Source organism: Sphingomonas endolithica, from assembly GCF_025231525.1.
Taxonomy (GTDB): Bacteria; Pseudomonadota; Alphaproteobacteria; order Sphingomonadales; family Sphingomonadaceae; genus Sphingomonas; species Sphingomonas endolithica.
In genome coordinates this window covers 3,399,303-3,422,587 of sequence record NZ_CP103057.1, presented here as the reverse complement: position 1 = coordinate 3,422,587, position 23,285 = coordinate 3,399,303, and the positions used below count along the sequence as shown (strand labels likewise).

Below are 23,285 nucleotides of genomic sequence, written 5' to 3'. Positions count from 1 at the left end.
CTCCCCTAACCGATCCCCCAAATAGGCGGCAAATCCATCTACCAGAGGAACATCGTGGCCGATCCCTATAAAACGCTTGGCGTCGAACGCACCGCCAGCGAGGCCGACATCAAGAAGGCGTATCGCAAGCTCGCCAAGGAGCTGCATCCGGACCGCAACAAGGACAATCCCAAGGCGACCGAGCGGTTCAGCCAGGCGACGCAGGCGTACGACCTGCTGAACGACAAGGACAAGCGCGCGCGCTTCGACCGCGGCGAGATCGACGGCGACGGCAACCCGGCCGCGCCGTTCGGCTTCGGGCAAGGCGGCGGCGGAACGCCGGGCGGCTTTCGTGGCAGCGATTTCGGCGAGAGCGGCGATGCGAGCGATCTGTTCGAGGGGCTGTTCGGCGGTGCGCAGCGCGGCGGCTTTGCCAGTGGTCTCGGCGGCGCGTTCGGCGGCTTCGGGCGGCGGCAGGCGGCGGCCAAGGGCGCGAATATCGGGTACAGCCTGGCGGTGCCGTTCATCGATGCCGCGACACTCGCCCCGCAGCGCGTGACGCTTGCGGACGGCAAGACGATCGACCTCAAACTGCCTGCCGGGTTCGACGACGGCATGCAGATGCGCCTGACCGGCAAGGGCCAGCAGGGGCCGGGCGGCGCCGGCGACGGCATGGTGACGATCAACGTCCAGCCGCACCGTTTCTTCGTGCGCGATGGCGACAATGTCCGGATCGACCTGCCGGTCACGCTCGGCGAAGCGGTGCTAGGTGCCAGCGTGCGCGTGCCGACCGTCGAGGGTGCGGTGATGCTGAGCGTGCCGGCCGGATCCACGTCGGGCAAGACGCTGCGGTTGCGCGGGCGCGGCTTCCACCGCAAGGATGGCACGCGCGGCGATCAGCTGGTGACGTTGATGGTCGATCTTCCGACACAGGATGCCGCGCTTGCCGAATTCTTGGCCGGCTGGAGCGACACGCGGAACCCGCGCGCCAATCTGGGCGTCTGAACCGTGTGACCGATATTTCCCCCGCTTCGCCCGAACATCGTGCCCAACATGGCGAGGACGGCCCCGATCCCGAACAGGCGCCGCCGGTGGTGAAGCCGTTCGCTTATGCCTGGCGGACGTTCAAGCGCGCCGGGATCGGCGTGTACACCGACGGCTTCATGTATGCCGGCAACTTGGCCTACCTAACCCTGATGACGGTGTTCCCGTTCTTCATCGTCGCGGCCGCCGTCTTGTCGCTGTTCGGGCAGAGCGAGGAGACGCAGCGCGCGGTGAGTTCCTTCCTGCACGTACTGCCGGCAGACGTGAGCGAGTTGCTGCGCAAGCCGATCAGCGACGTGCTGGCGGCGCGCACCGGATCACTGCTGTGGCTGGGCGCGCTGGTCGGGCTGTGGACAGTGGGCAGCTTCGTCGAGACGATCCGCGATATCTTCCGCAAGGCTTACGGCACCGTTGCCAGTGCACCGATGTGGCGCGCACGCTTGGGGCTGAGCCTGGCGATTGTCGCCTCGGTGATCCTGGCCCTGATCTCGTTCCTGATCCAGGGCATCCTGACCGCCGCCGAGCAGTTCATCTATCGCCTGCTGCCCTTTGCCGAGGATGCCGCCGGCTGGATCGGCCTGTCGCGCATCATCCCCGGGCTGGTGATGTTCGGCGCGCTGTACATGCTGTTCTACTCGGTCACGCCGTCCAAATATCGCTATACCGATTCGCGCAAATGGCCGGGCGCGCTGTTCACCACCGTCTGGTGGGTGAGCATGACCGCGGCGTTGCCGCTCGTCCTGGCGCAGCTCGGCGGCTATGACATGACTTATGGCAGCCTGGCCGGCGTGGTCGTGATGCTGTTGTTCTTCTATCTCATCGGTCTGGGGCTGGTGTTCGGCGCGCATCTCAACGCAGCACTGGCGGAACCCCCCGAACCCGTCGTACAGACGCCGGACAAGAGTGTGGAGGCGGCGACGGCGTGAATGGATTGATGCAAGGCAAGCGCGGGCTCATCATGGGGCTTGCGAACGACAAGTCGCTGGCCTGGGGGATCGCGCAGAAGCTGGCCGAACATGGGGCGGAATTGGCGTTCAGCTATCAGGGCGAGGCGCTGGAGAAGCGGGTGCGGCCGCTGGCGGCATCGCTGGGACAGGATTTCCTGATCCCGTGCGACGTTTCGGACATGGCGGATCTCGATACGTGCTTCGCGACGCTTGCCGAGCGGTGGCCGACGATCGACTTCGTCGTGCATGCGATCGGCTTTTCCGACAAGAACGAGCTACGCGGCGGCTATGTCGATACCAGTCTCGACAATTTCCTGATGACGATGAACATCTCGGTCTATTCGTTCGTCGCAGTGGCCAAGCGTGCATCGGCGATGATGCCGAATGGCGGTGCGTTGCTGACGCTCAGCTATTATGGCGCCGAGAAGGTCATCCCGCATTACAACGTGATGGGCGTGGCCAAGGCAGCGCTCGAGACCAGCGTGCAATATCTGTCGGTCGATCTTGGCGGCGACAATATTCGCGTAAATGCGATCTCCGCCGGGCCGATCAAGACGCTGGCCGCCAGCGGCATCGGCGATTTCCGGCTGATCCTGAAGTGGAACGAGTTCAACTCGCCGCTCAAGCGCAACGTGACGATCGAGGATGTCGGCGGCGCCGGCCTGTACCTGCTGAGCGACCTGGCGAGCGGCGTGACGGGCGAGACCCATCATGTCGACGCCGGGTACAATGTGATCGGCATGAAGGCCGAGGACGCACCGGATATCGCGTTGGTCTGAGGACTCCCTCTCCCCTTCGGGGGAGAGGGAAGGGGCCCGCCGCGCAGCGGTGGGAAGGGTGAGGGCTGGTGACGCGATCCCGGTACACAGTCGACGATGGTAGCATCGCCCGCGCGCGCGAACTCCGGCGCAACTCCACCCTCGCCGAAGCCAAGCTCTGGTCTGCCCTGCGCGGCGGCTCGCTTGACGGTCACAAGTTCCGCCGTCAGCAACGCATAGGGCCATTCTATGGAGATCTTGTTTGCCAGGCCCAGCGACTGGTGATCGAGATCGATGGCGATACGCACGCTCAAACCGAATTGTACGATGCCCAGCGGACGGCATTTCTGGAACGTGAGGGCTACAGGGTGCTTCGTTTTACCAATGGCGATGTGATGGGCAATGTCGACGGCGTGGCGGAGGTAATTCGAGCCGCACTCGCCCCCTCACCCTCCCACTCGGCTGCGCCGAGCGGGCCCCTCCCTCTCCCCCATTGGGGAGAGGGATTTTGAGCTTCAACACGTTCGGGCGCGTTTTCCGGTTCACTACCTGGGGTGAAAGCCATGGGCCTGCGTTGGGCGCCGTGGTCGATGGATGCCCGCCGGGGCTGTCGCTCGGCGAGGCCGACATCCAGCCGTTCCTCGACAAGCGCCGCCCGGGCACCTCGCGCTTCACCACGCAGCGCCAGGAGCCGGATCAGGTGCGCATCCTCTCGGGCACGTTCGAGGGGCGCAGCACGGGCACGCCGATCAGCCTGATGATCGAGAATGTCGACCAGCGATCAAAGGATTATTCCGAGGTCGCCCATGCCTATCGCCCCGGCCATGCCGATTTTGCCTATGACGCGAAGTATGGCTTTCGCGATTATCGCGGTGGAGGCCGATCCTCGGCGCGCGAGACGGCGGCGCGGGTGGCGGCGGGCGCGGTGGCGCGGCTGGTGATCCCCGAGGTGCGCGTCCGCGCATGGGTCGAGGCGATTGGTGGCGATGCCATCGATCCGGCCAATTTCGATGCCGAACAGATCGACCTGAACCCGTTCTTCTGCCCCGACGCGGAAGCTGCGCGACGCTGGGAGACGATGATCGATGCCGCGCGCAAGAACGGCTCGTCGCTCGGCGCCGCGATCGCGTGCGAGGCGACCGGCGTGCCCGCCGGCTGGGGCGCGCCGCTTTATGCCAAGCTGGACAGCGAACTGGCCGCTGCGTGCATGAGCATCAATGCGGTGAAAGGGGTCGAGATCGGCGACGGCTTCTCCGCAGCAGCGCTGCGCGGGGAAGACAATGCCGATGCGATGCGTCCGGGTGGCGCGGGGGGGCCGGAGTTCCTCGCCAACCATGCGGGCGGGATCGCGGGGGGCATTTCCACCGGCCAGCCGGTCACCATCCGCGTGGCGTTCAAGCCGACCAGCTCGATCCTGACACCGGTCGAAACGATCACGCGTGATGGAGCGGCGACCGAGATCATGACCAAGGGACGCCATGATCCGTGCGTCGGCATCCGCGGCGCTCCGGTAGTAGAGGCGATGATGGCTCTAGTATTGGCCGATCAGAAGCTGCTTCATCGGGCACAATGTGGCTGAACAAAGGCAAGGCGTTCGATTGAAGGGACAGGTTGAGCGTCCTTTTGCGGACGACGGCGTTCTTATCCCTGACCTGATTATACAGGACAGGAGAACGAGAATGTATATGAAGACTCTCATCGGCGTCGCCGCACTTGGCCTCTCGACCGCTGCGCTGGCCCAGACCGCGCCAACGACCGGCCAGACGTCGCCATCGACGCCCACCCCCGGTCAGTCGACCACCGGCCCGACCATCCCGGATTCGACCACGGCCAATCCGGGCGTCGATCCGGCAAGTCCCTCGACGACTACGACGACGGACAGCACGACCACAACGACGACGCCCGACACCGCGACCGATGCGGCAGCAACAACGGGCGAAAAATCAAAGAAGCACCGTAAACCGAAGTAAGACGGTCAGGCCGCGACGCCAGTCGCGGCCTTTTTGTCAGTCGGCGAACGGATCCCGCACCAGGATCGTGTCGTCGCGCTCTGGGCTGGTCGATACCAACGCCACCGGGCAACGGATCAGTTCTTCGATGCGACGGATATATTTGATCGCCTGACCGGGCAGATCGGCCCAGCTACGTGCCCCCGCGGTAGATTCCTGCCACCCCGGCATGGTTTCGTACACCGGCACAACCCGCGCCTGATCCGCCGCATGCGCCGGGAAATAATCCAGCTCCGCTCCATCCAGCGTATAGCCGGTGCAGATGTTGACCTGCTCGAACCCGTCGAGCACGTCGATCTTGGTCAGCGCGATGCCGGTAATCCCGCCAACGGCCGCCGACTGCCGCACCAACACGGCATCGAACCAGCCGCAGCGCCGCTTGCGCCCGGTGACCGTACCGAATTCATGCCCGCGCTGCCCGAGCCGCTCGCCGGTCTCGTCGTCCAGCTCGGTCGGGAACGGCCCCGAGCCGACCCGCGTAGTATAGGCTTTGGTGATACCCAGCACGAAGCCGACCGCGCTCGGCCCTAGGCCGGAGCCGCCCGCCGCCGTGCCGGCGATCGTGTTGGACGAGGTAACGAACGGATAGGTGCCGTGATCGACATCGAGCAGCACGCCCTGCGCACCTTCGAACAGGATGCGCTTGCCCGCTGCGCGCTGCGCGTTGAGATCGCGCCAGACGGGCTTGGCGAATTGCAGCACGAAGCCCGCAATCTCGCGCAGCTCCGCAACCAGCCGCGCGCGGTCGATCGGCGGCTCGCCGAATCCTGCACGCAAGGCATCGTGATGCGCGGTCAGCCGGTCGAGTTGCGCGTCGAGCGCGTCGAGATGCGCCAGATCGCACACGCGGATCGCGCGCCGGCCGACCTTGTCCTCATAAGCCGGCCCGATGCCCCGCCGCGTCGTGCCGATCTTGCCTGCGCCGCTCGCATCCTCGCGCAGCGAATCGAGATCGCGGTGGAACGGCAGGATCAGAGCGCAGTTGTCGGCGATAATCAGCGTGTCCGGCGTGATATGCACGCCCTGCCCGGCCAGCTTCTCGACCTCGGCCTTCAAATGCCACGGATCGAGCACCACGCCATTGCCGATCACCGACGGCGTACCGCGCACGATGCCCGACGGCAGCAGCGAGAGCTTGTAGACCTTCTCGCCCACGACAAGGGTATGGCCGGCATTGTGCCCACCCTGGAAGCGCACCACGACATCGGCGCGCTCGGCGAGCCAGTCGACGATCTTGCCCTTGCCCTCATCACCCCATTGGGCGCCGATCACTGCTACGTTCGCCAAGGCATATTCCCGAATTCCTGAAGGGCGCTCCTGTAGACATGGGCAGCCCGATCGTCCAATTCTTTGGCGCGCCAGAAGGAGACGTAAGTGTCGCCGAGACTCGCCATCGCCGCGTTGCTCCTTCAGTTGCCACGCCGGTCTACGCATCAGATCGCGACGCGGCGCCGGCCGACGACCTTCTGCACGCAGACCTGCCGCTGTTCAAGGAAACCGCCGATAAATGGCCGCAGTCCATGGGCGGCGACGCAATCGGTTGCAGTACTCGGGTAGCGTTCGGGAACTGGATATATCGCTCGAGCAGTAAGGATGAAGACCCGCTCTGGTACGGCTTTTCCAATCATGGCGCATTCCATTGCTGGGCGCTGGTCGGGACGGCAAACGACAAAGCCGGGCTCGATACGAGCGATCAAAGACCGTCCTTCTTCGTGCTGCTCAGCAAAGACCCGAAGATCGAATTATGGACGCTTCAGATCGGCGTCAGACCCGGCAGCGACTATCTGCTTATGAGCCGCAAGCCCGGCAGCGGGATCATTCGGCGTTTCGACGTGCTGCAACGGGATTGTCCCAAATCCATGCTGCGTGGGGGGCGTTCGGTCGACATCCTGCTGACGGACTATTGCGCGATCGATTCCCCAACATCGCTGATTGCCTTGGCTAAAGCGATGTCAGAGCGGCCACCACTGGGCCATCTCACGCTCATCCAAGACTCAAGTGAAAAACCCGCCGATTAAAGGCTCCGCACCGCGCCATCAGCCAGCACGTGGGTGCAGAGCTGCGCCTCGGGCGTATCGCCCGCTTCCAGCGCGGCGACGGTGACCCAGCCTTCCGCCCGCATCCGCGCCGCCACCGCAGCATCCGTGCCGAGCGGCACGAACAACCGCCGGCGCTCGATCGTGCCTGCGCCCCCCGCAACGATCGCGTCGGCGTAGAGCGAGAAGCCCATTGCGGCTTCCTCCGCGCCGCTTTCGTGCACGATCGTGTAGCTGCCGCCGCGCCCGATTTCGCCGCGCACACCCTCTGCAAAGATCGAGAAGCCGAGCCAGCTTTGATACTCGAAGCCGTGGCGTTCGGTCGGGTCGAGCGTCAGCTGCGCATGGCCGCGGACGCTTTCGGCGATCTTCCACAGGCCGTCGAGCCGCGAGGTCAGTGCGCCGCCCGCGTCCAGCGCGCAGAGCCGGTCATGCGCCATGTCGAACGGGCCGGCCGCCTCGATCAGCGGCAGATAGGCGGGCGCAAGCTCCGCTACGCCGCCGGCATCCTTGGCGTCGAGGCGGTCGCGCACCGCCGGCACCAGCGCGTCGTCGAGCGGCAACGGTCCGGCAGCCAGCGTGGCGACCAGATCGGGCAAGGTGAAATCGATCGACAGACCGGTCACGCCAGCCGCCGCCAAGGCCTCGACCGCGACCTGTACGATCTCGATCGCTGCCGCGACGGTATCCAGCCCGATCAACTCGCAGCCGATCTGCCGGCGTTCGCGCTCGGGGCTCAGTTGCGAGGCGCGCAGCTTGAGGATCGGGCCGGCATAAGACAGGCGCACCGGGCGCGGGTGATGCCCCATGCGGGTCGCGGCGATGCGGCCGATCTGCGCGGTCATGTCCGGGCGGATGGCGAGCGTCGCCTGGCTGACCGGATCGACGAAACGCACCGCATCCTGCGCGCGCGCCGCCTTCAGGCGCCCGGCAAGGCCGGCTTCGAACTCGGCAAGCGCAGGGTCGGCGCGCTCATAGCCATGCGCATAGGCCGCACCCAGGATCGCCGCCTCCAGCCGGGCGGCGGCATCGGCGAAGGGCGGCAGGCGGTCTCGAAAGCCTTGGGGGAGGAGAGCGGTCATTCGTCGTCCTTCTCCCTCTCCCCTTTGGGGAGAGGGCCGGGGAGAGGGGCAGTGCCGAGCGCATCGAGAATGATCTGCAGCACCGCGGGTTCGTTCCCCATCACGTCGGCGTTGGAAAAACGGAGCACGCGAAATCCTTGAGCCTCTAGCCAAGCAGTGCGCGCGGCGTCGTAGCGCTCGTTCCCGGCATGGCTGTCGCCGTCAAGCTCAATCACCAGCTTTTGCGAGCGCGCGGCGAAATCGACGGTGTAGCGGCCGATCAGAACTTGCTGGCTGAACTTGACCCCGCCGAGCCGCTTAGCGCGTAGGTGATACCATAAACGCGCTTCGGGGCCGGTCGGCTCGCTGCGCATCGCTTTGGCACGCTGTAGCTGAAGCTCGTCTTTCTTGGGCACGGCCCCTCTACCCGACCCTCTCCCCCGAGGGGAGAGGGAGGAAAATTAGCGCCGGTTACCTTAGAACGACAACCCCATCGCCGTGCGCACGCCAGCCAGCGAACGCACCTTGCCCAGCAGGTCCTGCGTCACCGGCTCGTCGACCGACAGCAGCAGCACCGCCTCGCCGCCGGCCGAGCGGCGGCCGAGGTGGAAGGTGCCGATATTGACGCCCTGTTCGCCGAGCAGCGAGCCCAGCCGGCCAATGAAGCCCGGCGCGTCTTCGTTCACGACGTACAGCATGTGGCCGGCAAGATCGGCCTCGACCTTGATCCCGAACAGTTCGACCAGGCGCGGTGCCTGATCGCCGAACAGGGTGCCCGCGACCGAGCGGTCGCCGGCATCGGTCTTCACCGTGATGCGCAGCAACGTGTGGTAATCGCTTTCGCGCTCGTGGCGCGTCTCGCGGACGTCGATACCGCGTTCCTTGGCGAGGAACGGCGCGTTGACCATGTTCACCGTGTCGGTGTGCACGCGCATCAGGCCGGCGAGCACCGCGCTGGTGATCGGCTTCTGGTTGAGTGCGGCCGCCGCACCGCCGACCTCGATGTTGATCCCCGTCAACGCGCCATGCGCCAGCTGCCCGACGAGCGAGCCGAGCTTTTCGGCCAGCGCCATGTACGGCTTCAGCTTGGGCGCTTCCTCGGCCGAGAGCGACGGCACGTTGAGCGCGTTGGTGACGCCACCGGTCATCAGATAGTCGGCCATCTGCTCGGCGACCTGGATCGCGACATTGACCTGCGCCTCGTTGGTCGAGGCGCCGAGATGCGGGGTGGAAACGAAGTTCGGGGTGCCGAACAACGGCGATTCCTTGGCTGGTTCGGTCACGAAGACGTCGAGCGCCGCGCCGCCGATATGGCCCGAATCGAGCCCCGCCTTCAGCGCCGCCTCGTCGATCAGCCCGCCGCGTGCGCAGTTGATGATGCGCACGCCGGGCTTGGTTTTGGCGAGGTTCTCGGCCGACAGGATGTTGCGGGTCTGGTCGGTCAGCGGCGTGTGCAGCGTGATGAAATCGGCGCGCGCGAGCAGCTCGTCGAGCGTCACCTTCTCCACGCCCATCTCGACCGCGCGTTCGGGGGTGAGGAACGGATCGAACGCCACGACCTTCATCTTCAGGCCCAGCGCGCGATCGGCGACGATCGAGCCGATATTGCCCGCGCCGATGAGACCCAGCGTCTTCGACGTCAGCTCGACACCCATGAAGCGGTTCTTCTCCCACTTGCCGGCCTGCGTGCTGGCATCCGCCTCGGGCAATTGCCGCGCGAGCGCGAACATCAGCGCGATGGCGTGTTCGGCGGTAGTGATCGAATTGCCGAACGGCGTGTTCATTACGACGACGCCCTGCGCCGAGGCGGAGGGGATATCGACATTGTCGACCCCTATGCCTGCGCGGCCGATGACCTTCAGGTTGGTCGCGGCGGCGAGGATTGCCTTGGTCACCTTGGTGGAGGAGCGGATCGCCAGGCCATCATAATCGCCGATGATCGCGATCAGTTCGTCGGGTGTCTTGCCGGTGATCTCGTCGACCTCGACACCGCGTTCGCGGAAGATCTGCGCGGCTTTGGGATCCATCTGGTCGCTGATGAGGACTTTTGGCATGATATTGTCTTTCGAAACAGCCGTCATCCCCGCGCAGGCGGGGATCCATAATCGCTGACGGCAGTGGGTATGGATCCCCGCCTTCGCGGGGATGACGATAGATTAAGCGGCGGCAGGCGCCATGACCGAGGCATAGGCCCAGTCCAGCCACGGCCCCAGCGCCTCGATATCCGCCGTATCGACGGTCGCGCCGCACCAGATGCGCAGACCCGCCGGCGCATCGCGATACCCGGCGATATCATAGGCCGCGTCCGCCTTCTCCAGCAGTGCCGCGAACGCTTTGATCGCTCCCTCGTCCGCACCCTCGACCGTCAAACACACGCTGGTCTTCGAGCGCGTCGCTGGATCAGCGGCGAGATGCCCCAGCCACGAGCGCTCCTCGACGATCTTGTCGAGCGCCGCGGCGTTGGCGTCACTGCGCGCGATCAGCCCGTCCGCGCCGCCGACCGATTTCGCCCATTCCAGCGCCAGGATCGCGTCCTCGACCGCCAGCATCGACGGCGTGTTGATCGTCTCGCCCTTGAACACGCCCTCGGTCAGCTTGCCCTTCGAGACCAGGCGGAACACCTTGGGCAGCGGCCAGGCCGGCGTATAGCTTTCCAGTCGCTCGACCGCGCGCGGCCCCAGGATCAGCACGCCGTGGCCGCCCTCGCCGCCCAGCACCTTCTGCCAGCTGAACGTGGCGACATCGATCTTGTCCCAGTCGATATCATAGGCGAACACGCCCGAGGTTGCATCGGCGAAGCTCAGCCCCTCGCGGTTGGCCGGGATCCAGTCAGCATTCGGCACGCGCACGCCCGAGGTGGTGCCGTTCCAGGTGAACAGCACGTCGTTCGACCAGTCGACGGCGGTGAGATCGGGCAGCTGGCCATAATCGGCGCGAATCACGGTCGGATCGATCTTGAGCTGCTTGACCGCATCGGTCACCCAGCCTTCGCCGAAGCTTTCCCAGGCGAGCGTGGTGACGGGCTTGGCGCCCAGCATCGTCCACATCGCCATCTCGAACGCGCCAGTGTCGGAGCCGGGGACGATGCCGATGCGATGCGTATCCGGCAGCTTGAGCAATTCGCGCATCAGGTCGATCGAGTACGCCAGACGCGTTTTGCCGATCTTCGAGCGATGCGACCGGCCGAGCACGTCGGTGGCAAATTTCTCGGGGGTCCAGCCGGGCGGTTTCGCGCAAGGGCCGGAAGAAAAGTAGGGACGCGCCGGTTTACGGGCCGGGGCGGCAGGTAGATCAGTCATGTAGTCTCTCCTCACAGAGAGCACGCGCGGCGTTGGGACCGCGTGGCCCGTCGCCGCCTCTAGAGGCGTTCAGACATCTGTCAATCGCCATAGTACTTGCATAACAAGATACCCTGCTATACCCATATGTCATGGAGATCGAGTCGTGGCAGTCGCAATTACGCAAGGGCGCGGCCGAACTCGTCGTCCTCTCCGCGCTGGCCGATGGCGAGGCCTATGGGCTGCAGATACTCCGCAAGGCCAATGCCGGCGGTGATCTGGTCAGCGACGGCGCATTGTATCCGATGCTCGCCCGGCTGGAGAAAGGCGGCCGTATCGTCGCACGCTGGTCGACAGGGAGCGACGGCGTGGCGCCGCGAAAATTCTACACTCTAACGCCACAAGGTCGTGCGCTCGCCGACGAGATGCGCGCCCGCTGGTCCGAGTTCCGCAAGATGGTTTCTGCTGCCGTGGAGAAAGAGACATGACCGAACCGACCGAAGCCGACGCTTATGTCCGCAAGCTGCTCTGGGCGCTGCAGAGCCTGCCGCACGAAGATCGGCTGAACATCGCAGCGGAGATACACAGCCATCTGAGCGAGAGCGCGACCGCAGGACGCGATGCTGCGGCCCGCGCTTACGAGAAACTCGGGCCGCCGCATCTGCTGGCACGGCGCTTCGTCGAGGAATATGAACTGGCCGGCGCGCTGCACCGCGCAGCGCCGGGCCGGCTGTTGCTCGCCATACTCAGCCGTGGGTCGCGCAACGTGGCGGCGCTTGGCGCGGGTTTCGGTGCGGTCCTGTGCTACGTCTTCGCGCTCACCTTTCTGGTAGTGGCTGCGGCAAAGCCGGTCATGCCCGCCAATGTCGGGCTTTGGCGAACAGGCGATGGCGCCACCCTGGCCGGACTGGTGGCAGTTCCGCCCACCGGTGCGGATCTGCTCGGCCTGTGGATCATCCCCGTCGCACTGGCGGCAGCGATTGGCTGCTATCTGTTCGGTACGCAGGTGCTTCGCCACCGCGCACGCCATCTCCTTGGCCGTTAGATGCCGGTCGGCTTATATTCACCAGCGCGCTGACATCATGCGGCCATGACACTTAAGAAATTCATTCCGGTACTTCTTCTGCCATTGTCACTCGCCGCCTGCGGTGGCGACGATCGCCGCGTGCCGCCGCGCCCGGTGGGCGCTCGCCCGATCACCCTCAACATCCCGACGTCCAAAGAAACGCAGGCCTGCTTTGCCGATCTGTCGCGGGTCGGCATCCGCTATTCCCCCCTGCCCGACCGTGATTATGGCGGCAGATGCAGCCTGATCGGGGCGGTGCAGCTGGTCGACATCGGCCTGCCCGTGACCGGCATCAAGGGCATGCGCTGCGGCGTCGCACGCGCGTTCGTCGGCTGGGCGCGCAATGCGATCGCGCCGGCCGCGCACCAGATGCTGGGCAGCGACGTGGTGCGCGTGGAGACGATGGGCACCTATGCCTGCCGTAACGTTGTCGGCCGTTCGGGAAGCCCTGCGCGATTGTCCGGCCATGCCACGGGCAATGCGGTAGACGTGTCGGCCTTCATCCTGCGCGATGGGCGGCGGATCAGCATCGAAAAGGATTGGCGCTCGGGCGACGAACAGGTGCGCGCGTTCCTGCAGACGATCCACGGCTCGGCCTGCAAGCGGTTCGGCACGGTGCTCAGCCCCGACTATAACGCCGCGCATTACAACCACCTGCATCTGGAAGACGATCGGGCACGATTCTGTCGCTGAACAGCCCCCCAAAGCCACCGTCATCTGACGAAAGTCAGGATCCAGTTCGGCCCAGTCGCCTTCGCCCCTGAGGCACGCTGGATCCTGACCTTCGTCAGCATGACGGCAATCGGGTGAGGCGCCACCCGCCCGACCAGGGCTTCAAACGCTGCGTGAAATCCCCTACGCGCCGCTGATGACCGATACACACGTACCCTCGCGCGTCTTTCCGCGCGCTCGCCAGGATGCCGAGACCGCCAGTGCCGGCGTCCACACCCCGCAGACCGAAAGCCCCAGCTTCCGTCTTGCCTTCCAGGACATGGATTTCCTGCTGCGCGAGGATCTGCGGCCGATCCGCTTCCAGCTCGAATTGCTGAAGCCCGAACTGATCCTGAAGGAAGCGAACATCGCCTCCACCTTCGTGATGTACGGGTCGGCGCGCATTCCCGAACCATCCAAGGCGCAGGGGATGCTCGATTTCGCGCGCAATGCCGAGGGCGGCAGCGAACAGGCGATCCGCATCGCCGAGAGCCTGGTCGCCAAGTCGAAATATTACGATGTCGCGCGCGAGCTGGCCTTCAAGGTCAGCGAATGCCCGCTGGACGAGGAAGGCAAACGCCACTTCGTGGTCTGCTCGGGCGGTGGCCCGTCGATCATGGAGGCCGCCAATCGCGGCGCCTATGACGCGGGGCAGGAATCGATCGGCCTCAACATCGTGCTGCCGCACGAACAGGCGCCCAACCCCTATGTCACCCCGTCGCTGTCGATGCAGTTCCACTATTTCGCGCTGCGCAAGATGCACTTCCTGCTCCACGCGCGTGCGCTGGCGGCGTTTCCGGGCGGGTTCGGCACGTTCGACGAACTGTTCGAGCTGCTGACGCTGATCCAGACCGGCAAGATCAAGCCGATCCCCGTGTTGCTGTTCGGCCGCGAATTCTGGAACCGGGTGGTGAATTTCGAGGCGTTGGTCGAGGAAGGCGTGATCTCGCCGCAGGATCTTGGCCTGTTCACCTTCGTCGAAACGGCGGATGAAGCGTGGAACGTGGTGCAGGAGTTTTACCGCGAGCCATCGGAGGCGGTGAAGGGGTGAGACGGCGCGCCCGGCGCGGGCCGGGGCTGCATGCGCTACAGCCTGAAGACGTCACTTCCACCCGTTCGTGCTGAGTAGAGACCGAGTAGCCCGCAGGGCGTATCGAGGGCTCGTATCGAAGCACATTTGGAGCGCGGTATCGCGTATCCTTCGATACGCCTTCTCGATCCGCTTCGCGCTACTCGATGCCTGTCCTGAGCGCCTGCCCTTGCAGGCAGTCGAAGGGGCTACTCAGGACGAACGGGGGTTCATGACGCCCCAGAGCACTGCCGTCTAGGCGTTGCGCTTCGTACCGCCACCTTCCCAACCAAGCCGGCCTTGGCCGGGGAACGGCAAGGCCGCGGCATTCCTACTTGGAGCCGCGAACCTTCGCCGCCGGATCGATCGACGGTGCGCCGGTGGCCGGTGTCGCCTTATTCGACAGATCGTCGGTCGAGGGTTCGGCCTTGCCACCCGGATCGGCGTCGCCGCTCGCCTTGCCCTCGTTGCCACCGGCTGGAACGGCCGGTGCACCGTTCGTCGCGGCAGGTGCGGTCGGCAGCGGCAGGTTCGATCCCATCGAATTCAGATACGCGATCACGTTGGCACGGTCCTGCCCGTTGCCGATGCCGGCAAAGGTCATCTTGGTGCCCGGCGCGAACTTGCGCGGGCTGGTCAGCCACGCGCTCATCGTGTCGAAATCCCACTTGCCGCCCTTGGACTTCAGCGCATCGGAGAAGGCGAAGCCCGCCTTGCCTTGCGCGATGCCTTCGCCCAGCGTCGCGTACAGGTTCGGGCCGATACCGTTCGGTGCGCCCTGCGCGATCGTGTGGCAGGCGGCGCATTTCTTGAACACGTCGGCGCCCTTGGCCGGATCGGCGGTCGCCAGCAGCGTGGCGATCGGCACCTCGGCCGCGCCGCCCTCGCCGCCTGCCTCTTCGACGCCCTCGATTGGGTAGCCCATCTTTTCCGGACGATCGTCGTGGAACATCATGCCGCCGACGATCGACAGCCCCAGCGCCGCGCCGCAACCAGCCAGCACCCAGCCCGCGATCGTGTTCGTCCGATTGTCCATCCTCAGCCCCAACCTGTTCGCAAAAGTCGGCTTCCTTTAGATTCGCGTTGCCCGCACCGCAAGCGGCGCTTAAGCGCTCGCCCTTCATGGAGAATTTCGCCGCCCCCGCGCGCCCGATCGTCGCACGCATGACCGAGGCCGCCGCGGCCGAGCCAAATCGGGCAGTGGCGTTCCAGGGAGCGCCCGGCGCCAATTCGCATGTCGCCGCACTCGGGGCGTTTCCCGACGGCCTGCCGCTGCCCTGTTTCGATTTCGCCGATGCGATCGATGCGGTGCGCGATGGCCGCGCCGATTGCGCGATCATCCCGATCGAGAATTCGCTGCATGGCCGCGTCGCCGACATGCATTTCCTGCTACCCGAATCGGGCCTGGTGATCACCGGCGAGCATTTCCTGGGTATCAAGCACGCCTTGATGGGCGTCGGCACGCGCGATGACGTACGCGAGGCGATGAGCCATCCGCAGGCGCTAGGCCAATGCCGGCACTGGTTGCGCGAGCACGGAATCACCTCAATCGCTTATCCCGATACGGCCGGCGCGGCGGCTGTCGTGGCGGAGCTCGGCGACGCCAAGGTGGCGGCATTGGCGCCCCCGGGCGCGGCGGCGATCTACGGCCTCAACCTGCTGGCCGAGGGGCTGGCGGATGCCGACCACAATACCACCCGCTTCGTGGTGCTGGCGCGCGCCGGGCATGCGCCGGTCGGCGATGGCCCGTGGATGACGACCTTGATCTTCGAGGTGAAGAACGTGCCCGCCGCGCTCTACAAGGCGATGGGCGGCTTCGCCACGAACGGCGTCAACATGACCAAGCTGGAAAGCTATCAGCGCGGCGGCACGTTTGCGGCGACGGAATTCTATGCCGATGTCGAGGGGCGGCCGGGCGAAGCCGGGCTGGACCGCGCGCTGGAAGAGCTGGGCTTCCACTCGAAATGGGTGCGCGTGCTGGGCACGTATCGCCAGGCGCGCGCGCGGGGCTGAGATTTACCCCGCGGTATAAACGTCACCCCGGACTTGGTCCGGGATGACGGTGTGCTGTGGGGGGCGAAGCAACGCTCCGCCCCCCAATTTCTCAGAAGCTGAACCGGCCGCCAAGCGACAACACCACGGCGTGCGCATTCTCGAGCCGACCGTTGGTGATGATCGTCGATCCGGCGGCGATCGTCGGGCGATCGATCGTCTCGTCGGAGAAGTCGACATAGTTCACGCCGGCGTCGATGCCGAAGCGGGGGCTTAGCTGATAGCTGCCACCGGCGGCATAGACCCAGCGGTTGGCATCCGGCACGCGCGCGTCGCGCTGGGTGTCCTGGGTCGGCGTCACGGCGCGCTTCACACCGGCGCGGAACGTCGCCTTGGGGGTGACGGCGTAATCGAAGCCGCCCGCCAGGCTCCAGCTCTCGCGGTAGTTCTCCGGGATCTGCTGGTTGACCGGTGCGCCGAGATCGATGGTGTCGAACTTGTTCCAGCTATAGGCCACGACCTGCGCGTTGAGCGTCAGCGCCTGCGTCGCGCGGAAACGGCCGGCGACGATCACCTGGCCCGGCGTGTTGAACCGCGCCTTGACGCCCGAGAGCGATTCGTTGCCCGCCGCAAGCGGACCGACCAGCCCGGTGACGTTGAGATCGCCCTTCAGCGTGTGCTCGATGCTCGACTTGTAGCTGATGCCGACCGTGGCGAAATCGTTGTGCAGTTGCACGCCCGCGGTCCAGCCGAAGTCCCAGCCGTCGCCCTTCAGTTCCTGGCGGCCATCGGCCTGGCTGGCCAGGATGTTGGGCAGCGCGTTGCTGAGCGTCGCATCGGTATATTCGACGTTCAGCGCACCACCGACACGCAGCCAATCGGTCACCACCACGCCGATCGACGGCTGCACGTCGATCGTGCGCAGCCGCGTCTTGTCCGCGCTGTAGCGGGTCCAGCTGTCGGCGTCATAGTTGGTCGTGAAGCTGAACGGCGAGGTCACCGCCATGCCAACGGCGACACGGTCGCCCAGGCGGAAGGCGAACGAGCCGCTCGGCACCACGCCATTGTTGATCGGATCGCGTGCTAGGCGGTTGCCGGTGATCGGCACGAAGTTCTGGCCCGGACGGCGGATCACGGTGCCATTGTCGACCACGTCGCCCTTGGGCAGGATCGCAGACGCAGCGATCGACACGCTATTCTCTTCGATGCCGGCGATCGCCGCCGGGTTCCACCACAGGGAATCGGGGCCGGTATCGGCGCCCTCACCGGAGAAGGCACGGCCCGCGCCACGTGCGGACTGCTCCTCGAGGTAGAACGCATTGGCATGGGCGGTGCCCTGCAGGCCGAAAGCGGAGACGAGCGCAGCGGTGGCCAGCAACGGGGCCTTGGTACGGAACGACATGACGTAATCTTTCTGGATATTGGGGTTAGGTAAAATGGAACGGCGGACGATCAGCGCACGCGCGTCCAGGTCTGGGTCTTGCACAGCGGGAAGAACACGCAGCCGCGCAGCTTGAGCTGGTTCGCGCCCAGCGGCGTGATCTTGCCGCTATAGGTTTTGCCGTCCTCGGCATTGTAGACCTGGCCCGAGCTCCACACGCCGGCGCCGTCATGCTTGAAGCCGTTCAGCATCAGCATGCCCTGCACGGGGCGGTTGCGCAGTGCGGCATTGGCGTTCTTGCTGTCCTTCATCGCCGGGTTGGCGCGGATCGCATCGGAGGTGACGACCTTGCCGCATATCGAGGCGCCGCAGCGGCTGATCTCGACGATGGCGTTGTGCGTTTCGGTCTTCCAGCGGCCGAGCACCGTGTCGGCAGAAGCGGGGGCGCCGGCAAGCAATGCGGCGACGATCATTATCGACATCTATATCCTCTCCCGCCCGGCTATGCGGGCATATCGGCCACCAATCGTGCCTATGCCGTGTGACGGTACGGTCTTGTTCTACGCCGGAACTCACGGCTCAAAGCGCGAGTTAGTTGACGTATACGGCATCTAACGCTCGCCGTAGAAACGTTGGCGTACAAGTCAACACTCCTGTCCGATCCACAGCACTTTTTGCGGTGAATAACGGCGCAAGAAGGTGCTTCCCGGCGCCTGCGAAATGCGCGACACTTGTAGCCGAACGATGATTGGCCAAGCGATCCAAAAGGACGATGGCCGACACTTGCCGTAAGATCGGCGACGCGCATCGCTCGAAGGGGGACGGATGACCGAGCAAGAGGATATGACCGGTATCAACGAGGCGGCGCGGATGCTGGACATCACGCCGCGCACCTTGCGCTTCTACGAGGATAAGGGGCTGATCACGCCCTGCCGCGTCGGCGCGATCCGCGTCTACACCAAGCGGCAGATCGCGCGCATGCAATTAATCCTGCGCGGCAAGCGGCTGGGCTTTTCACTGCGCGACATCGAGGAGTTCCTCGACCTCTACGACGCCGATCCGCAGCATGTGGAGCAGATGCGCGCGCTTGCCGAACGCTGCCGCGAGCGGATCGAGCTGCTCGAGAGCCAACGCACGGCGATCGCCGAGACGCTGGCGGAGCTGGAAACGATCGAACGCCAGGCACTCGCGCGGGTGCCGGCACGGCGGCGACGGGAGCCGCGCCCGCAAGAGGCCGCGGGGCTGCACGCCAACGGCAGGCACTAGCGACCCGCTCTCCGTGGAGCCTCCGCCCCACTCAATCCTCCCGCGCCAGGGGGAGGATTCAGGCCGCCGGCGCTACCCCTTCGCCCACTCCGTCAGCAGCGTGTACGCGATCGCGTAAGGCGGCGGCGCGAGAAACGGTCCCTCTTCCCCCGCCAGCACCGCGCGGACCATCTCGCGCGGCACCCACATCGCATCTTCCAGTTCGTTGGTGTCGAGCGTGATCGCATCGTCCTCTGCCACCGCCACGCAGGCCATCATCAGCGAGGACGGGAACGGCCAGGGCTGGCTGGCGATGTAGCGCACCTGCGCCACGCGCACGCCGGCCTCCTCGTGGATCTCGCGCGCCACCGCTTCTTCGATCGACTCGCCGGGCTCCAGGAAACCGGCCAAGGCCGAGTATCGCCCCGCGGGCCAGTTCTTGCCGCGGCCGAGCAGCGCACGGCCGTCATGTTCGGCGATCATGATCACCACCGGGTCGACGCGCGGGAAATGCTCGGCGGCGCAATTGGGGCATTTGCGGCCCCAGCCGGCGCGGAAGACGTCGGTCGGCGTGCCGCAATTGGCGCAGAAACCATGCCGCGCATGCCAGTCGATCAGGCTGCGCGCGGCGGCATAGATCGCCGCCTCGCCCGGGGCGAGGCTGGCGAGCATCGCCATCAGCGCCGGGCTGCGCATCGCCGGTGCGCTGCTCGGCTGGAAACCCGGCAAGAAGGCGGTGAAATGCGGCCGCCCCTCATCCAGCCCGAGCAGGATCGGCACGGCATCGTCGGGCAGGTCGGCAAGCGAAGTCCAGGCCAGCCGTCCTTCGTCCGATACGTCCGGCATCAACCCGTCAAGCTTGAGCAGCCGCGCCCGCCAGTCGCTCGCCGCGGCGGCAAAGGCCGCGGCGTCGTGACGCAGGGTATCGGCGCGGTCGAGCGTGTTGCCGGTGAAGCCGATCACTGACGGTGCAGCGACAGATCGGCAAGCAGGGCCGGCAACACCTCCGCGCGCAGCGGATAGGTTTCGCCGGGGAAGTAATTGACCATGATCGTGCCGCGCGCGCGGCGGCCGGGATCGACGAAGGCGACCGTGCCCGCGGCCCCGCCCCAGCCGTACGTGCCCTTGCCCGCGCCACCCGGGAAATCCTCGAGGTACACCGAGCCACCCGCGCCAAACCCCATCTTCGGCCCCGCCGTGTTGCCGCCGGTGCTGGCTACCGTGCCGGAGAAGGTCACGCCCGCCGGCAGCAGGTTCGACATGGCAAGCTTGGCGGTTTCTTCCTTCATCACGCGGCGGCCGTTCAACTCGCCGTAATTCTGCAGCATGTGCAGGAAGGTGTCGTAATCGCGCGCCGACATGACGAGGCCCGCGCCGCCATAAGGAAAGCTCGGCGGCTTGAGCCAGACCGAGGTCGCCGCCGCATCGAGCGGCATGCGCGCCTTGGCGTCCATCTTCGACGTGTCGAACGCCGGGTTGATCTGCGCCATGCTCGCCTTGGTGAAGGCATAGTTGGTGGCGAAGCGCGGGATCTCGCTCTGCGGCACCGTCCAATAGCTCGATTTCATGCCGAGCGGGTTGAAGATGCGGGCTTGCACGAAGCCGTCGAAGCTCATGCCCGATGCCACCTCGATCACGCGGCCCATCACGTCGAGCCCGATCGAATAGCTCCATTTGGTGCCGGGTTCGTAGACCAAAGGCACGCTGGCGACGGCGTTGGCGAACGCCTCCAGCGTGGCCGGGCGCACTTTGCGTGCTTCGGCCTCGAATTGGTTGTTGACCTGCGCCGGGTTGATACCGAGCCGGTTATATTCGCCCAGCAGCGCGCCCTTGGTGATGATGTTGTAGCCGAGGCCCGAACTGTGCGTCAGCAGCATGCGGATCGTGATCGGCCGCGCCGCCGGGTGGCTCTTCAGGCTGTCGGGGCCATCGACCACCGTCATGTTCTTGAACGCCGGGATGAACTTGCTCACCGGATCGTCGAGTTTGATCTTGCCATCCTCGACCAGCATCATCGCCGCCATGCCGGTGATCGGCTTGGTCATCGAATAGACGCGCCACAGGCTGTCCGGTCCTGCTCTGGCCGCGCCGGCATCGTCGGCGATCTTGCCGGCCGAGAGGAAGATCGTCGGCATGTCGGCCACGCCGAAGGCGCCGACGATGCCGGGCATCTTGTTGTCGCGCACATAGCCGTCGAGCACTGCCTGCGTCCTGGGCAGCAACGACGGCACGGCGGTGATCGGATCGCGCTGCGGCTTGAGCCCGGCTTGCGGCGCGGGACGGGGCATCGCCTGGCTGCGCGGCGCGGCCTGCTGCGCAAGGCCGGCGCCCGCGATCACCATGGCCAGTGCTCCGCCCGATACCAACAGCTTGAAGGACTTCATGTCACTCTCCTGATCCCAGCCCCCGAATGGCGGCCCCGGCCTTGGCGAAAACGGTCGGCAGCCCCGCCGATTCGAGATCGGCGATCGGCCACCATTCGCCGGCGTTCGAATGCCTGTCTACCGCGCCCACGGCAAGCGCCAGTTCGAGCCGGAAGTGCGTAAAAACGTGGGAGGCCGTGCCCTCCAGCAAGCGCCAGTCGGCCTCCATCGGCGGGTCGGCCAACCCTGGCGCAACGTCCGTCCACGGACCCGTCGGCAGCGCGCGCATCCCACCGAGCAGCCCCTGCGGCGGGCGGCGGACGAGCATCACCTGACCCCCGCGCTCGGCCCAGAAGATCGTGCCGTAGCGTTGCGGCTTGGCGGGCTTGGCTGCTTTCACCGGATAGGCTTCGGGTGCGCCGCTGGCGAAGCCGTCGCAATCGCGGTTGAGCGGGCAGGCCAGGCATTTGGGCGCGCGCGGCGTGCAGATGCCGGAGCCCAGATCCATCATCGCCTGCGCAAAATCTCCGGAGCGCACGTCCGGCACGATCGGGTCGGCGGCGGCGCGGATCGCCGGCCGTGCCGCCGGCAGCGGCCGGTCGATCGCGAACAGCCGCGCCACGACGCGCTCGACGTTCGCATCCACCACCACCGCGCGCTCGCCGAACGCGATGCTGGCGATCGCAGCGGCGGTATAGTCGCCAATGCCGGGCAACGCGCGCAGCTCGGCTTCGGTGTCGGGAAAGCGGCCGCCATGGCTGGCCGTGACCACCTTGGCGCAGGCGATCAGATTGCGCGCCCGCGCATAATAGCCGAGCCCTGCCCAGGCGGTCATCACCTCGGCCTCGTCCGCCGCGGCCAGCGCGGCGAAGTCGGGCCAGCGGGCGGTGAACATCTCGAACTTCGGGCGCACCGTGGCGACCGTGGTCTGCTGCAGCATGATCTCGGACAGCCATACCCGGTACGGGTCCGGCGCCGCCTCGCCCGGTGGCGCGCGCCACGGCAGGATGCGGGCGTGCGCATCGTACCAGGCCAACAATGCAGCAGAGATGGATCGGGGCTTTGCGGGCACGGCGCCGCTATGGCATGGGTACCGCGATGAGCAAGCGCGCCGTTCCTCCCCCCCAGCCCGAGCATGTGCGCGGCGGCCGTGCGCGCAGCGTGGCCGAGCTGCTGCCCGATGCCGGCCGCGCGGCGTTCCGGCGATTCGGCTTCGTGCAGAGCGCGGTCGTCACGCGCTGGGGCGAGATCGTGGGCGAGCGCTATGCGGGTGTCTCGGCGCCCGAATCGATCCGCTTCCCGCAAGGCAAGCGCGCAGAGGGCACGCTGAACCTGGTGGTGCGCGGCGCGCACGGCACGATGATGCAGCATATCGCGCCCGAGATCATCGACCGCGTCAATCGCTTCTTCGGTTATGCGGCAATCGCGCGCGTACAGATGCGGCAAGGCGATGTGCCGGCCCCGCGCCCGCGCGCCGCGCCGCCGTCGCTCAAACCCGTGCCTGTCGATCTCGGCGCCAGCCTGCGCACGATCGCCGATCCCGAACTCAAGGCCGTGCTGGAAGCGCTGGCCGCTGGCGTCGCCGCCTCGCGCGGCACGCCCGTAATTGTAAGCCCCCCCGCCATCGGAACCGACGAATGATCCGCCAGTTGCTCGCCTGCCTGATCCTGCCGCTGCTGATCGGCGCCGCGCCTGCGCCCCGCGATTGGACCAGGACGGTCAACCGCACGGCGGCGGGCGCCTATGTCATCGGCAACCCGGCGGCCAAGGTGAAGCTGGTCGAATATCTGAGCTACACGTGCAGCCATTGCGCGCATTATTCCGCCGCCTCCGCCGCCACGCTCAAGGGCAAGTTCATCCGCTCGGGCTCGACCCGCGTCGAACTGCGCCACGCCACGCGCGACAAGGTCGATCTCGCCGCCACCGCCATCGCGCGCTGCGGCGGCCCCGCCGCCTTTCCCGCGATCAGCGAGCAATTGTTCGCCACGCAGGAGGATTGGTATCCGCGCGGCCTGCGCTTCGAACAGGTCAATGGCCAGCGCATGACGATCTATTCGAACAATGCCCGGTTGCGGGCGATTGCCGAAGGATCGGGCCTCAGCGACATCGCCCATGCCCGCGGCATCGGCGATGCGGCGCTCAAGGCCTGTTTCGACGATGATGCCGCATTGCTGCAGCTGGCGGTGATGAGCGACGCATCCTGGAAGGCGATCAGCGCCGCGGCCGCACCGGCACCCGGCGGAACGCCGAGCTTCGTCGTCAACAACAAGCCCTATGCCGGCCTCGACTGGGCCGGTCTCGAAAAGATCCTGCGTGCCGCCGGCGCCAAATAATCCCCCTGGAGTA

Annotated in this window: 26 protein-coding genes; 15 read left to right on the top strand and 11 right to left on the bottom strand. The window is 66.1% G+C overall.

The genetic code is table 11. The annotated features are described in order from the left end of the window. Positions 1–54: 54 nt before the first annotated feature. The 6 genes from NV382_RS16100 to NV382_RS16075 all read left to right on the top strand — a co-directional run bounded on the left by NV382_RS16100 (position 55) and on the right by NV382_RS16075 (position 4,698). On the top strand, positions 55–984 hold the full coding sequence (locus NV382_RS16100; RefSeq protein ID WP_260597721.1) for a J domain-containing protein: 930 nt from the start codon (positions 55–57) through the stop codon (positions 982–984). A 5-nt stretch (positions 985–989) separates the two neighbouring features. Further along, the gene (locus NV382_RS16095; protein ID WP_260597720.1) at positions 990–1,949 is read left to right on the top strand and encodes a YihY/virulence factor BrkB family protein; all 960 of its coding nucleotides are present in this window, start codon (positions 990–992) and stop codon (positions 1,947–1,949) included. Beyond that, a complete protein-coding gene (gene fabI / locus NV382_RS16090; RefSeq protein ID WP_312026757.1) occupies positions 1,946–2,749 on the top strand; it encodes an enoyl-ACP reductase FabI in 804 nt (267 codons plus the stop codon). The genes NV382_RS16095 and fabI overlap by 4 nt, the downstream gene beginning before the upstream one ends. A 68-nt stretch (positions 2,750–2,817) precedes the next feature. Beyond that, on the top strand, positions 2,818–3,240 hold the full coding sequence (locus tag NV382_RS16085) for an endonuclease domain-containing protein (protein ID WP_260597719.1): 423 nt from the start codon (positions 2,818–2,820) through the stop codon (positions 3,238–3,240). Next, positions 3,237–4,307 (top strand): chorismate synthase, encoded by a 1,071-nt coding sequence (gene aroC, locus NV382_RS16080; RefSeq protein WP_260597718.1) that lies wholly within the window; start codon positions 3,237–3,239, stop codon positions 4,305–4,307. Before NV382_RS16085 ends, aroC begins: the two co-directional genes overlap by 4 nt. 106 nt (positions 4,308–4,413) lie before the next feature. Further along, a complete protein-coding gene (locus NV382_RS16075; protein WP_260597717.1) occupies positions 4,414–4,698 on the top strand; it encodes a hypothetical protein in 285 nt (94 codons plus the stop codon). 36 nt (positions 4,699–4,734) lie between these two features. On the opposite strand, the gene NV382_RS16070 is transcribed toward NV382_RS16075, so the two are convergent. Next, positions 4,735–6,024: an adenylosuccinate synthase gene (locus NV382_RS16070; protein WP_260597716.1), complete on the bottom strand. Its 1,290-nt coding sequence runs from the start codon at positions 6,022–6,024 to the stop codon at positions 4,735–4,737. A gap of 38 nt (positions 6,025–6,062) precedes the next feature. Here NV382_RS16070 and NV382_RS16065 point away from each other — a divergent pair, with 38 nt between their 5' ends. Further along, positions 6,063–6,755, top strand: coding sequence for a hypothetical protein (locus NV382_RS16065; protein ID WP_260597715.1), 693 nt, complete (start codon positions 6,063–6,065; stop codon positions 6,753–6,755). Here the strand turns inward: NV382_RS16065 and NV382_RS16060 are convergent. From NV382_RS16060 to NV382_RS16045, 4 genes are all read right to left on the bottom strand, one after another. Continuing rightward, entirely contained in the window at positions 6,752–7,855 is a 1,104-nt protein-coding gene (locus tag NV382_RS16060; RefSeq protein ID WP_260597714.1) for an ATP phosphoribosyltransferase regulatory subunit, read from the bottom strand. The two genes, NV382_RS16065 and NV382_RS16060, sit on opposite strands and share 4 nt — an antisense overlap. Next, on the bottom strand, positions 7,852–8,208 hold the full coding sequence (locus NV382_RS16055; RefSeq protein ID WP_260597713.1) for an endonuclease domain-containing protein: 357 nt from the start codon (positions 8,206–8,208) through the stop codon (positions 7,852–7,854). Before NV382_RS16055 ends, NV382_RS16060 begins: the two co-directional genes overlap by 4 nt. 102 nt (positions 8,209–8,310) lie before the next feature. Beyond that, the gene (serA, locus tag NV382_RS16050; RefSeq protein WP_260597712.1) at positions 8,311–9,888 is read right to left on the bottom strand and encodes a phosphoglycerate dehydrogenase; all 1,578 of its coding nucleotides are present in this window, start codon (positions 9,886–9,888) and stop codon (positions 8,311–8,313) included. 102 nt (positions 9,889–9,990) lie between these two features. Continuing rightward, positions 9,991–11,133 carry a phosphoserine transaminase gene (locus tag NV382_RS16045; RefSeq protein ID WP_260597711.1) on the bottom strand — a complete coding sequence of 381 codons (1,143 nt, stop codon included), beginning with the start codon at positions 11,131–11,133 and terminating at the stop codon, positions 9,991–9,993. 131 nt (positions 11,134–11,264) lie between these two features. Here NV382_RS16045 and NV382_RS16040 point away from each other — a divergent pair, with 131 nt between their 5' ends. The 4 genes from NV382_RS16040 (at position 11,265) to NV382_RS16025 (ending at position 13,940) form a co-directional block, all read left to right on the top strand. After that, complete coding sequence (locus tag NV382_RS16040) at positions 11,265–11,600, top strand: PadR family transcriptional regulator (RefSeq protein ID WP_260597710.1); 336 nt, start codon at positions 11,265–11,267, stop codon at positions 11,598–11,600. Next, a complete protein-coding gene (locus tag NV382_RS16035; protein WP_260597709.1) occupies positions 11,597–12,157 on the top strand; it encodes an HAAS signaling domain-containing protein in 561 nt (186 codons plus the stop codon). Before NV382_RS16040 ends, NV382_RS16035 begins: the two co-directional genes overlap by 4 nt. A 45-nt stretch (positions 12,158–12,202) precedes the next feature. Then, positions 12,203–12,871, top strand: coding sequence for an extensin family protein (locus NV382_RS16030; protein WP_260597708.1), 669 nt, complete (start codon positions 12,203–12,205; stop codon positions 12,869–12,871). A gap of 175 nt (positions 12,872–13,046) precedes the next feature. Next, entirely contained in the window at positions 13,047–13,940 is an 894-nt protein-coding gene (locus NV382_RS16025) for an LOG family protein (RefSeq protein WP_260597707.1), read from the top strand. Between the two features lie 349 nt (positions 13,941–14,289). Here NV382_RS16025 and NV382_RS16020 read toward each other — a convergent pair whose 3' ends face one another. Continuing rightward, positions 14,290–14,994, bottom strand: a complete 705-nt coding sequence (locus NV382_RS16020; protein ID WP_260597706.1) for a c-type cytochrome — start codon at positions 14,992–14,994, stop codon at positions 14,290–14,292. 86 nt (positions 14,995–15,080) lie between these two features. Here NV382_RS16020 and NV382_RS16015 point away from each other — a divergent pair, with 86 nt between their 5' ends. Next, a complete protein-coding gene (locus tag NV382_RS16015) occupies positions 15,081–15,971 on the top strand; it encodes a prephenate dehydratase (RefSeq protein WP_260600449.1) in 891 nt (296 codons plus the stop codon). 91 nt (positions 15,972–16,062) lie between these two features. Here NV382_RS16015 and NV382_RS16010 read toward each other — a convergent pair whose 3' ends face one another. Both NV382_RS16010 and NV382_RS16005 read right to left on the bottom strand, forming a co-directional pair. Continuing rightward, the gene (locus tag NV382_RS16010; protein WP_260597705.1) at positions 16,063–17,352 is read right to left on the bottom strand and encodes an OmpP1/FadL family transporter; all 1,290 of its coding nucleotides are present in this window, start codon (positions 17,350–17,352) and stop codon (positions 16,063–16,065) included. A gap of 50 nt (positions 17,353–17,402) precedes the next feature. Next, a complete protein-coding gene (locus NV382_RS16005; protein WP_260597704.1) occupies positions 17,403–17,813 on the bottom strand; it encodes a DUF2147 domain-containing protein in 411 nt (136 codons plus the stop codon). A gap of 343 nt (positions 17,814–18,156) precedes the next feature. On the opposite strand from NV382_RS16005, the gene NV382_RS16000 reads away from it, so the two are divergent. Further along, on the top strand, positions 18,157–18,597 hold the full coding sequence (locus NV382_RS16000; RefSeq protein WP_260597703.1) for a MerR family transcriptional regulator: 441 nt from the start codon (positions 18,157–18,159) through the stop codon (positions 18,595–18,597). 72 nt (positions 18,598–18,669) lie between these two features. On the opposite strand, the gene nudC is transcribed toward NV382_RS16000, so the two are convergent. From nudC to NV382_RS15985, 3 genes are read right to left on the bottom strand one after another with little or no spacing between them, the layout of a single operon-like run. After that, a complete protein-coding gene (nudC, locus tag NV382_RS15995) occupies positions 18,670–19,539 on the bottom strand; it encodes an NAD(+) diphosphatase (RefSeq protein ID WP_260597702.1) in 870 nt (289 codons plus the stop codon). Continuing rightward, complete coding sequence (locus tag NV382_RS15990) at positions 19,536–20,960, bottom strand: serine hydrolase domain-containing protein (protein ID WP_260597701.1); 1,425 nt, start codon at positions 20,958–20,960, stop codon at positions 19,536–19,538. Before NV382_RS15990 ends, nudC begins: the two co-directional genes overlap by 4 nt. A gap of 1 nt (position 20,961) precedes the next feature. Next, the gene (locus NV382_RS15985) at positions 20,962–21,978 is read right to left on the bottom strand and encodes an A/G-specific adenine glycosylase (RefSeq protein WP_260600448.1); all 1,017 of its coding nucleotides are present in this window, start codon (positions 21,976–21,978) and stop codon (positions 20,962–20,964) included. A 47-nt stretch (positions 21,979–22,025) separates the two neighbouring features. On the opposite strand from NV382_RS15985, the gene NV382_RS15980 reads away from it, so the two are divergent. Beyond that, complete coding sequence (locus tag NV382_RS15980) at positions 22,026–22,580, top strand: DUF721 domain-containing protein (RefSeq protein WP_418066800.1); 555 nt, start codon at positions 22,026–22,028, stop codon at positions 22,578–22,580. Continuing rightward, entirely contained in the window at positions 22,577–23,272 is a 696-nt protein-coding gene (locus tag NV382_RS15975) for a DsbA family protein (RefSeq protein WP_260597699.1), read from the top strand. The genes NV382_RS15980 and NV382_RS15975 overlap by 4 nt, the downstream gene beginning before the upstream one ends. Positions 23,273–23,285: the final 13 nt, after the last annotated feature.